We start from the raw sequence: 10,793 nt of genomic DNA on the forward strand, positions 1-10,793 counted from the left end.
ATCATGCTAGTAGTGGGAATCTTGGTGGCTCTGACCCCTCTACTCTGGCTAGAAGCTGGAACGGCTCCAATTTTTCTATGGGTCTGGTTCCCCCTGTTGCACATCATCGGTGGTGGGACGTGGGCGGCGATTGACTTGTGCAGCAACAACCTTTTGATGGGAGTAGCGCCATTGTTGCATCAGTCGATTTATTTTGCGATCGCGGCGGCGGTTCCTGGTGTTACTGGGGCAATGGGAATCACCGTTGGTGGCTTTCTCGCCACTTTGACTAATCTTGGTGGCTTGCCAGGGGTGTTTGCCCTCTCCGCTGTCTTACGACTGGCGGCTCTCCTGCTCTTGGTTTTTGTTCACGAGCAGCGTTCTGTGTCTCTGGGTAAGTTTTGGCTCCTGCTGGTGCCTGCCTGGTGGAGAAGAGTGGCGATTGAACCTGGAGACATTCGGTTTCAACCCTTGATAGTTGAAGAGTTGGATTCTGCACCGGAAAGCTCATGCGATCGGTCTTCAGATCTTGATTAGCTTGCTTATGTAAGCTCCAACGGAATAGGGCGCAGCCTTCCTTCTATCTCAACACTGGGCCAATTTGGATCGAACGTCAGATTTTCTAACTTTCCATCATTAAGGATGACAAAAGTATCTTCAATCTTGGCTCCCCTTAAACTGGGATTCCAAGCAACAGCTATGTTTTCTACTAAAGTGTCAGTAGTAGTAGGAGTTGCCACAATTTCTCGGGCTAAATATCCCGTTGTTCCTCCCTGGTGATGTTCCTGGATTGCATTGGGAAATCCGTGCTGTTCATAAACCTGATTTAGGGCGTGATAAGCTGTGTCCAGAGAAGTTCCAGGTTGGCACAAATTCAGCACTTGGGATTCAATTTGTCGGACATGGCGGTGCAATTGGGCGTGTTCATCCCCAAGCGCACCAAAACTCACAAAACGGGTAAGATTTGCAAACAAACCATATCCCCTAGCGCAAAATACCATCATCGCGACGCGTCCGATCACTTCCCCTGTCGCGGTAGCATGACGGTAAAGCGGCAAACGCCTCTCACCTGCAACCAAAGTCACCGCCGGATGTATACCCCTCGCCCACAACGCCTCTGCACCGGCACCTGCAAGCTGATATTCTGTCCAGGTTGGCTTGGCAGCTTTCAGTACCTCTGTCATCGCAACGCTAGCCTTACGCCCGACTTGGCGATATCGCTCTAGCTCACTTGACATCATTACCCGTTTGTGATTCTGTAGAGACGCGGGTAATCGCTTTTCTACATGAGGGATGGGGCGATCGCTAAGCACCTTCCCTTCATTCGTCACATCTCGTACAAACGATTCACGAGCAGCAGCATCAGCCCAAGGGTTGACGTGCAGCTTGAAGTCTGCCGAAAGTTCCTCATCTTCCAAACGCTGGGCTTCAATTTCATCCGTCAGTACCCAGGCATCTCGAACAGTTACCAACACCTCTGCCACTCCGGTTTCAGCAGTAAGCAACACGGTATTGGAAGCGCCAGCAGTTGCCCAAGCGAACCAGTCTGTTCCCCTAAGGCGGACACCCGTTGCCCCAGTGTCAGTTAGAGCTTCCCGGATTAATTCCAGTTTGCGGGAGACTTCTTCGTTTAACTCCTTCATAATTCACCTCTTGCACCAAGATACCCCTCCCCCAGCCCCTCTCAGTTTCGGAGAGGGGAGCCGGAGTTCTTCCCCCCTTCCCTGCCAGGGAAGGGGATTGGGGGGTTAGGTTTTTGATTCATACCCTCACCCCCGCTTCCAAAATGACGGATATCGCTTGTAACTCAGACGCTTTCTCTTCTGGAAGCGCATCATTGGCAAACATTCCTGCTGCCAGTTCAGTTCCGGCTAAGTACTTAAGCCTATCCTGAGTACGATAGGGGGGATAGAACTCGGCGTGCAGGTGTGATTCCGGATGAGGTTGACCGTCAGTAGGTGCCTGGAACCAAGCCATCAAGTAAGGAAAGGGGCAACTCCATAAGCCGTCATACTTGAGGGTGACAGTTTTTAAGGCTCTGGCAAGTCCTCTACGCTGATCTGGCGTAAGGTCGATGAATGTGGCAACTGGCTCAATTGTTGCAATCCAAACTTCGTAAGGATAGCGGGCGCACGCGGGGACAAATGCGATCGCATTTTCATCCAGATAAATAATCCGCTGCTTGTCCTCAATTTCCTTTTCAATGAAATCTTGCAGCAAGCCTCGCTGATTTTCCTGGTAGTATGCCTGCTGTCGTTCCTGCATTCGTGCCGGAACAGGAGGCACAAAGGGGTAGGCGTAAATCTGACCGTGTGGATGCAGCAACGTCACCCCCATCTCCACACCCCGATTCTCGAAAGGCAGCACATACTGAATGTGCGGATGCCCTCCAAGTACCCTCGTTCGGTCAGCCCACACAGAAAACAGCAAATCTAGGTGATCTAGTTCCAGGGAACCCAGAGGAGATTCGGGGTCTTGGGTGAAAACTACGACCTCACACGCACCGTTGGCGGGGAGAGTTTCAACAATACTGACAGGCGGGTTATGTGCCGCTACTGTCATTGAAGCAAAGCGGTTATCGAAAACTGCAATGTCATACCGCCCTTGAGGAAGTTCACTGGGAAAGTGAGGGTCGATAGTCGGTGCCAGTGGGTTGTATTCAGGGGGCGGCATGAACGTCCGCCCCTGACGATGACTGGCGTAAGCAACCCATTCACCCCGCAAGGGATGCCAGCGCAGGTGGGGATTGCCTTGAATCGGCTCATTACTAGGACTAGGAGCCTGGATACCTTCCGCAATGGGGTATCTGCTGTATAGAGTCAGTGGACGCCCATCCGGCTTTAACAGCTCCTGGGAATACATTTTCCTCTGGCGACCATTTAGCTTTAATGCTAGAGAGCATAGCGTCTTCCTCGTCCTCTTCGCCCCTGCCTAGAGTTGCATGTGCGCTAGCGAAGCATGCCGTTAGGCTTATCGCTTCAATCGGAAACTTGGGAGTGCGGTCTGCATACAACAGACCGTTGGCTTCCTGGTAAGTATCGGTTAACTGGGTGTAACAAAATCCGCTGAACAGTTCGACACAGTATCCTCTTTAGCCCGGTTCAAGACCATCTAAATAGGGGCAGTTGCCCCTCTAATAGACAAGCTATCCCTGGACTTTCGGGAAGTCTGTAAGCCTTCCCGAAATCAGCAATATTACATGCCGCATTGATATCAGCATCACACTCAAAACCACAATGCCCACACTTAAACTTTTTCCCATTCCGATACGACTTCCCTTTAACTGGGTGAACGTGTCGGCAACGAGAGCAAGTTTGGGATGTGTAAGCAGGTGGCACAAACACCACCAGCACACCCGCAAGGGCGGCTTTGTATCCAACAAACAACCTGAGTTGGTAAAACGCCCAGTTGTTCGTCCTACGCCTCTCGGTTTTACGGCGTGGCTTTTCGTTAAGAGTGTCACGAATTCCGGTCAAGTCTTCAAACGCCAGCGCCGCGCCACCGCTTTTGGCGTCAATAACCAGTTGCTGACTGATCTTGTGATTCAACCACTCCTGAAAGCGACGTTCTCGACCAGAGAGCCTTCTGAGCAATCTCCTAGAGTTGCGTTAGCAAAGCGGGGCGCTCTTAGCGCACGTGCGTTTGCGTTGAACGTTGCTTCTAACTCGACTAAATCTGTCCCTGACCGATTGGATTTGCTCACCGCTCCAAGACTTGCCTGTAGAGGTAGTGGCAATATCTCTGCGACCCAAGTCCACTCCAATCACCTTGGGAGTCTTGCCCGTTGGCGGGGTATCCAGTTCAACCACGAAGTTGATGTAGTAATCCCCTTTTCTGGACTTACACAGCGTTGCACTGGTGAGGTTTTGTCCTCTAAGCAGTGCAATCTGATATCCGCCAATGGACAGTTTAAAGTTAACACGCCCACATTTCAGCGTTACTCCTACTGTTTGGGTTTCTTCCACATACTTAAAGGTGCGGATATCCAAACTGATAGAAGTAGGTCTAAATTTGTGGATCTGTTTAACAGCCTTGGCGTTTCCCATTACCCGACGAATGGCTTGGCAGACGTGATTGGCCTTCAACCCCGTGGCTTCTCGAACAGGCTTATACACCTTGTGGTGAAGCTTGGTTGTGTTCCAACAGTTATCCCGTTTTGCTACCTCAAGGAGCTGATTACAAGCATCAGCAAATCCCCGCAGAGTTTCATCAATCTTAGGTCGAAACTCTACAGGGACTACAAGCTTACACTTGACACAGAGGGATTGAGTTACCAAGTTATAACTCATCCAGGCTTACAGAACCAGGCGACTCAAGTCGCGACTCGCCTTCCTCTGCGCGAGTAGAGCGACGGAGTTTCCGGCGTGGAGGTTTTCATATGATCAGACATGAGCCTGGAATGGCAAGAAGGAACTGTCTACGCGCCTGAACTAGCGAGTGAATCCATCGAGATGGCTGATGTGTGATTGAGTTCCTATCTATTAAGCATGTTTTTCGCTATTTGTCAATGACCGATATCTCAGGGTAGGGTGAATCAAGTTACTTAAAAACCTAAAAAAGTTAACTAGTTTGAGAAATTAAAGAATTGCAGCTCTCGCCTAGATTAAGGCTGAAAGGTTAAGCCTTAAATTTTTCTGAGATCACACAAGAATTCGTAGAAAATCCCATCTTTTGATTGATGGTCAAACCCCCTTAACTATTTAACTTCTTCTCGGATATTAATGAAAAAACTATGTCTATTACAGGTTCCTTATCAGATTTTTCTTTACCAGAGATTTTCCAGTTTATTGAGCAAGGACATAAAACGGGCTTGCTGATCGTCCGTAGCTGGGCAGAATCAGAAATCGGCAAGAGCCATGTTCATTACATTTGGGTGGAGCAGGGTAATATTGTAGCGGCAGCTAACCGCTTAGATCAGCAAGGGTTAGTCAGACTGATTGAGCAACATCAGTGGGTAAGCGCTCGCGTAATCTCTAAACTAGCTCAGTTGTGTCCAACTGAGCAATCATTAGGGAAACACCTGTTTAATCAAGGTGTCTTACAAGCCGAACAATTAAAAGAGCTTTTTATCGCTCAAGTACGGCAGCAAGTTTGTAGCCTGTTCCACCTCAAAGAGGGCGACTTTCAATTTGAACAAAATGTCCCCATACCGAGACTAGAACTAACGGGATTGAGCATATCGGCGGGAATCCCTATGCTTTTTACAACCTCTCAAGATGTTTTACCCTTATCTACTGAGGGATGGAACTCTACCGTGGCGGCAAAAGCTCTTACTCGCTCTTCTTCATATGCAGGCAAAACCCCAGAAACCCATAGCCTGAAAACATTTTTAAGAATGCTTACCTTAGGGTAGTCGTCTCATTGATTCAGTTGTACTTGGCTCAACTGAGGGCAAAACTACGAGATATAGCAAAAGGCAGAAGGCTTTTATGTTTATTACTGATACCTAGTTGTTTCAGCTGTTAAAGAAAGACCTAACCTTTCCTTACGCATGTATCTGCTAGTTACTGACTTAATGTTGTTAATCAACTTTGGGAGAGAAACTTGAGGATGATACTGAAACAACAGGTGAATCTGGTCTGACTCTCCATTAAAGTCAACTAATTTGCAATCCCACTTGAAGCATAAGCTCGTTCAATATTTCGTTAAGCCTGTCAAGCCTTTTTGCTGTCAGTACTTTTCTTCTATATTTGGTTATCAACACCAAATGGGCTTTGAGGTCTGAAACTCCTCTAGCACAGGCTATCCAGTCTTTATTAGTCATTGACACTCAATAGGTTACTGGCTACACTGAGTTTAGTCTACCACCTGAAAGCTTGTGAGAGTCAGCTATCAGTACAGGATTAAACTAAACACTGAACAAAAGAGGCGATTAAATCACATTCGCCGGATTTGTCAGTATTTGTATAACTATCTGTTAGCTGACAGGTTGAGTTGGCGGGAACAAAATAGATGTGCTGTTAACAGTTGTCCTCTTGTCTGTCATCTCCCAGAACTGAGAGACAATCCTACTTATTATTCACAAAAAGCTTATTTACCTTTATTAAAAAAGGATTTAATCAAAGTTGATTGGTCAGGAGAATTGCTGGATTTAAGTAAGGTTTATTCTCAAGTCTTGCAAGATGTCGTTAAACGAGTTGATTTAGCTTTCAAGCGATATATATCAGGAGATAAGAACGGCAAGCGTAGTGGCAAACCTCGCTTTAAGTCAGAAGCTAATTTCAAGTCGTTTACCTACACACAAGTTCTTGATAATTGGCTTAAAAGAAGTCTTCAAAAAAGAAAGGTAGTCAAGCTAGACGTAAATTAGCTCATCGAGAAGCCAAAATTCATCAAAAAATTACCAGGTCTAGAAAAAACCATCATTTTATCGAAGTCAAGGCAGGGTTGGGAGTTCTTAACCTGTTTTAGCTCTAAACCTTGCTCAAATATCTGATCGATTGCGAGCATCTGATCATCACTCGTCATAAATTTATGGTCTTTCGTGGCTCGAATCACTGAACCATCTTCCAGCTCATATTCAAATACTTCCTGCTGCCCCCGATTATGCCACTGGGCGATCGGCTGAGTATAAACGTATCCCTTGTTATCAACACTGTACACAGTGCATTCAATACCTTCCTCAACAATTTTACCAATCGGTATTGAACCATACTCTACGGTCATAATTTCAGTATTATAGCTCAAACAGTATTCAGCAAATAGCACCATTTGCTCAAATAAATCTTCCGCAATTCTCTTAGGAACACCATTTTTCGCCGCCCCATCAATGAAGGTTTCCCGATGTTTTTGCATCTCAGAAACCTTTTTCTTTCCCATCGCTCTGCGCAGCAAATCAGCTTGGCCCAAGGAATATCCAGCTAACTCTTGAGCCATTTTCATGATTTGCTCTTGGTACACTAGGATTCCGTAGGTCTCTTGAAGAATTGGCTCTAGCAGCGGATGCTCATACTTGATTTTTTTCTGGTCATGCTTGCGTTCAATAAACTTATCAATTAGACCCGCATCTAAAGGGCCAGGTCGATAGAGGGCTAAAATAGAAGAAATATCTTCAATACTGGATGGTTTAAGACCGCGCACCACTTGACGCATCCCGGAAGATTCTAATTGAAAGATGCCTTCTAAGTCACCTTGCTCTAAAACTTTATAGGTGTTTTTAATATCTTCAGGTTTTTTATTAATTTCTCCCTTGGAAACTATTTTGAAAGCCTTTATTTCCTCAAGAGGTAGCTGATCTAAATCAACGTCTCTATTTTGACTTCTCTTAATTAATTCTACAGTTTTTTGGATGGTTGTTAGATTTTTTAGTCCCAAGAAATCCATTTTCAACAGTCCCAGAGATTCCAAATCTTCCATGAAATACTGGGTAATGACAGAACCATCATTATTCACTTGTAAAGGGACGATTTCATCCAATGGGTCTGCGGAAATGACCACACCAGCCGCATGGACACCAAAGGTTTTATTGGTTCCCTCTATCCGTATTGCCATGTCTACCCAATGTTGAACTTTGGGGTCATTTTTGTAAGCTTCTCTAAACTCTGGAGCAGGTGTTTCTTCAGAAATCATCACTGATAGCTTGGTTGGCTTGCCCCGTACTACAGGGATTAGCTTTGCCATCTGGTCAGATTCCTTGTAAGGAATATTTAATACTCTAGCAACATCTTTCAGTACGGCTTTCGAGGTTAAACGGTTAAAGGTAATAATTTGTGCAACCCGGTCTTTTCCATACTTTTCGGTAACGTATTCAATCACCTTATCGCGTTTTTCAATACAGAAATCTGTGTCAACGTCTGGCATCGATTTACGCTCTGGATTCAAAAAACGCTCAAAAAGAAGGCCATGATGAACCGGGTCAATATTGGTAATTTTTAGAGCGTAAGCAACCAGAGAGCCAGCGGCGCTTCCTCTTCCAGGCCCTACGGGAATATTGTTGTCTCTAGCAAATTTAATGTAATCCCAAACTACTAAAAAGTAGGTAGAGAATCCCATCTGCTGAAGCATCTTGAGTTCATACTCCAGCCGCTGTTTATAGATAGGATTCATTTCGCTACGAGAGCGACATTTTAAGCGTTCTAAAATTCCTTCCCACGCCAGTTCTTCGAGATAAGTATCAGCGCTGTAACCTTTCGGGACAGGGTAATCAGGGATGCGTGGTTCCCCTAGAATGTCATAGGGTTTGACTTTTTCTGCAACTTCAAGGGTATTCGCGATCGCTTCTTGAATTACCTCATCCGGCAGGTGATCCCGAAACAACTGTGCCATCTCTTCAGCGGACTTGAGATACTCGGTACCGCTATAGCGCATCCGCTTATCTTCACTGATTAGCTTACCAGTTTGAATGCACAGCAATGCGTCGTGAGCTTCAACGTCGTAGCAGGAAATAAAGTGGGAGTCATTGGTTGCAACGAACTTAATCCCAAGCTCACGGGCAATCTTGACGATTTCAACGTTAACAATACGGTCTTCTATAGAACCGTGGTCTTGAATTTCTAAATAGTAATCATCACCGAAGACATCTTTGTACCACTGAGCGACTTCACGGGCAAGATTGAGGTCGCCTTTAAGAATGGCTTGGGGAACTTCACCTCCCAAGCAGGCACTTGTGACCATTAAACCTTCGTGGTACTGCTTTAGCAGGTCTTTGTTGATGCAAGGACGTGCAAAAATACCTTTTCCTTGAAACCCCTTGAGGTGAGAAATTGTCGTCACCTTAACTAAATTTTTGTAGCCTTGGTTATTTTTTGCCAAGACGACTTGGTGATATTTGCGATGACGTTTACTCTTATCCTCGATGTCCCCGTTAATCACATACATTTCATTCCCGATGATCGGTTTGATATTCCGACCCCGACAAACTTTGATCAGTTCGATCGCGCCATACATGACCCCGTGATCCGTCAGTGCGATCGCAGGCATTTCCAATTTCACTGCTCGATCCACTAGTTCAGGCAGCTGAGAAGCGCCATCCAGCAAGCTGTAATCGCTATGAATATGCAGACCAACGAAGGACATGGGTTCTTCAACCAAGGACAATTTAGAAGATAAAACTAGACTAACGGATTTTAGCCTCTATATATAGCGGCTTTTTCATAAGATAACTATATAAAACTCTATATATAGGAGTATCACGCCCTTAGTAGAGCTAAGGACGCAGAACTTTTGCTGACTTCGTGTGTTTGTAGCCGCGCTCAGGATGATGCTGTCAGTCAAGTAGTCAAGGGGGCGATCCCTTCCTCAATGGGGAGTGACTTTCCTGCTCCCCCTTGCCTTGCTCCTGATGGGGCTTGGGAGTTAGGTTTTCCGAATTGCGCCAACAGCGTCTTGGAATAGTACGGTGTGTACCAGGCGAAAGCTGAGCGCAGATAAGTACTAAGGTACTACTTAAACTTTAATGATGTCAGTGTCATTGGGCTGAGAGTAAATCTGGCACAGCCGTCCTGCCCACCCATCAAGGGATGGAGTTTTCAGTCTGGAAGACTTTGATTAACGATGAACTGTGAACGTTCTACCGTAACCGGACGAATCCCATCCCCTATCTTTATAAGCATGAGCTGGAAACAGCTTACCTGACTGCCTCAGTCGCTAGCCGTTGAGTTCATCTGTGGCGATCGCAGATGCCAGGGTGTTGATTGCTCGTAAGCATAAGCCACCTGAAACAGTTGGTCTTCGCGCAATACTTTGCCAATCAACTGCATTCCAATCGGAAGCCCATTATCATCAAAACCACAAGGTATGCTGAGTCCTGGTAAACCAGCCATGTTGACAGGAATGGTCATCAGGTCACCCAGATACATACTTAAGGGGTCTTCTGTCTTTTCCCCAGCTTTAAATGCCGTTGTCGGTGCCGTGGGGCACACCAAGATATCCACTTGTTTAAAGGCATCCTCAAAATCTTGCTTGATTAGAGTACGGACTTTTTGGGCTTTGAGGTAATAAGCGTCGTAATATCCAGCCGATAGAGCATAGGTACCGAGCATAATCCGGCGTTTAACCTCTGCACCAAACCCAGCTGCACGAGTTTTCTTATACATGTCTACCAGATTTTCGGCGTCTGGGACTCGCATACCATACTTAACACCGTCATAACGAGCCAGATTTGCTGATGCCTCACTGGGAGCAATAATGTAATAGGTCGGCAACCCATAGCGGAAGCGAGGGCAGGAAACCACATGGATTTCAGCCCCTAAGTTTTGCAACTGATCGATCGCTTTGGTGACAGCTTGTTCAACGACGCCATCTAATCCCTCGCCAAATGTCTCTTTAATCACACCAATCTTGATCCGTCCTCTGGGTTGAAGATCGGGCTGAAGTGCTTTGAGGTAGTTGGGGATTTGAACCTTGAGGCTGGTGGCATCGTTGGGGTCATAACCTGCGATCGCATTTAATAAAATCGCCGCATCTTCTACCGTTCGCCCAAAGGGGCCAATTTGATCTAAGGAAGATGCAAAGGCGACCAAACCATAACGGGAAACCAACCCATAGGTAGGTTTCAGTCCCACCACACCGCAGAACGAGGCTGGTTGACGAATCGAGCCCCCTGTATCCGAACCGAGTGCCACCACACACTCTCCCGCCGCTACCGCTGCTGCCGAGCCCCCAGAGGAACCCCCCGGCACCCGCGACACGTCCCAGGGGTTAGCTGTGACTTGATAGGCCGAGTTCTCGGTAGAACTCCCCATCGCAAATTCATCCAAGTTGGTTTTCCCCACCATCACCGCACCCGCTTCCTTGAGCTTTTGCGTCACTGTTGACTCGTAGGGCGGTACAAAATTTTCCAGTATTTTAGAGGCGCAGGTGGTGCGAATCCCCTT

6 protein-coding genes and 5 pseudogenes are annotated in these 10,793 nt (G+C 46.6%); 4 read left to right on the forward strand and 7 right to left on the reverse strand.

Annotated features, from left to right (window positions below; translation table 11 throughout):
- Window positions 1-516, forward strand: a pseudogene (locus tag V6C93_RS36585) (MFS transporter); the annotation flags it as partial.
- A 5-nt stretch (window positions 517-521) separates the two neighbouring features.
- Here the strand turns inward: V6C93_RS36585 and V6C93_RS36590 are convergent.
- The 4 genes and pseudogenes from V6C93_RS36590 to V6C93_RS38675 all read right to left on the reverse strand — a co-directional run bounded on the left by V6C93_RS36590 (window position 522) and on the right by V6C93_RS38675 (window position 4,268).
- The gene (locus tag V6C93_RS36590; protein ID WP_333481613.1) at window positions 522-1,622 is read right to left on the reverse strand and encodes a M24 family metallopeptidase; all 1,101 of its coding nucleotides are present in this window, start codon (window positions 1,620-1,622) and stop codon (window positions 522-524) included.
- A 118-nt stretch (window positions 1,623-1,740) separates the two neighbouring features.
- Window positions 1,741-2,841, reverse strand: a complete 1,101-nt coding sequence (gene galT / locus V6C93_RS36595; protein WP_333481614.1) for a galactose-1-phosphate uridylyltransferase — start codon at window positions 2,839-2,841, stop codon at window positions 1,741-1,743.
- Window positions 2,753-3,058 (reverse strand): annotated as a pseudogene (locus tag V6C93_RS38670) (hypothetical protein); the annotation flags it as partial. The gene galT and the pseudogene V6C93_RS38670, both read right to left, overlap by 89 nt.
- Before the next feature lie 22 nt (window positions 3,059-3,080).
- A pseudogene (locus tag V6C93_RS38675) lies at window positions 3,081-4,268 on the reverse strand (RNA-guided endonuclease InsQ/TnpB family protein).
- Window positions 4,269-4,711: 443 nt separating this feature from the next.
- Here V6C93_RS38675 and V6C93_RS36610 point away from each other — a divergent pair.
- Entirely contained in the window at window positions 4,712-5,332 is a 621-nt protein-coding gene (locus tag V6C93_RS36610) for a DUF4388 domain-containing protein (RefSeq protein ID WP_333481617.1), read from the forward strand.
- A gap of 128 nt (window positions 5,333-5,460) precedes the next feature.
- Here V6C93_RS36610 and tnpA read toward each other — a convergent pair.
- A pseudogene (tnpA, locus tag V6C93_RS36615) lies at window positions 5,461-5,743 on the reverse strand (IS200/IS605 family transposase); the annotation flags it as partial.
- A 54-nt stretch (window positions 5,744-5,797) separates the two neighbouring features.
- Here tnpA and V6C93_RS38925 point away from each other — a divergent pair.
- A pseudogene (locus V6C93_RS38925) lies at window positions 5,798-5,872 on the forward strand (hypothetical protein); the annotation flags it as partial.
- A gap of 36 nt (window positions 5,873-5,908) precedes the next feature.
- On the forward strand, window positions 5,909-6,289 hold the full coding sequence (locus tag V6C93_RS36620) for a hypothetical protein (protein ID WP_414644371.1): 381 nt from the start codon (window positions 5,909-5,911) through the stop codon (window positions 6,287-6,289).
- On the opposite strand, the gene V6C93_RS36625 is transcribed toward V6C93_RS36620, so the two are convergent.
- Both V6C93_RS36625 and gatA read right to left on the reverse strand, forming a co-directional pair.
- The gene (locus tag V6C93_RS36625; RefSeq protein ID WP_333481619.1) at window positions 6,286-8,994 is read right to left on the reverse strand and encodes a DNA polymerase III subunit alpha; all 2,709 of its coding nucleotides are present in this window, start codon (window positions 8,992-8,994) and stop codon (window positions 6,286-6,288) included. The genes V6C93_RS36620 and V6C93_RS36625 overlap by 4 nt on opposite strands.
- 563 nt (window positions 8,995-9,557) lie before the next feature.
- On the reverse strand, window positions 9,558-10,793 hold a 1,236-nt coding region (gatA, locus tag V6C93_RS36630), incomplete at its 5' end, for an Asp-tRNA(Asn)/Glu-tRNA(Gln) amidotransferase subunit GatA (protein WP_333481620.1).

Origin of the sequence: Allocoleopsis sp. (genome assembly GCF_036703385.1) — a bacterium.
In the GTDB taxonomy this organism is placed as follows: domain Bacteria; phylum Cyanobacteriota; class Cyanobacteriia; order Cyanobacteriales; family Coleofasciculaceae; genus Allocoleopsis.

Excerpts from the sequence above, each read along its gene's own strand:
- V6C93_RS36590 (WP_333481613.1), bottom strand. The coding sequence starts at position 1,622 with ATGAAGGAGTTAAACGAAGAAGTCTCCCGCAAACTGGAATTAATCCGG.
- galT (WP_333481614.1), bottom strand. The coding sequence starts at position 2,841 with ATGTATTCCCAGGAGCTGTTAAAGCCGGATGGGCGTCCACTGACTCTA.
- V6C93_RS36625 (WP_333481619.1), bottom strand. The coding sequence starts at position 8,994 with ATGTCCTTCGTTGGTCTGCATATTCATAGCGATTACAGCTTGCTGGAT.
- V6C93_RS36610 (WP_333481617.1), top strand. The coding sequence starts at position 4,712 with ATGTCTATTACAGGTTCCTTATCAGATTTTTCTTTACCAGAGATTTTC.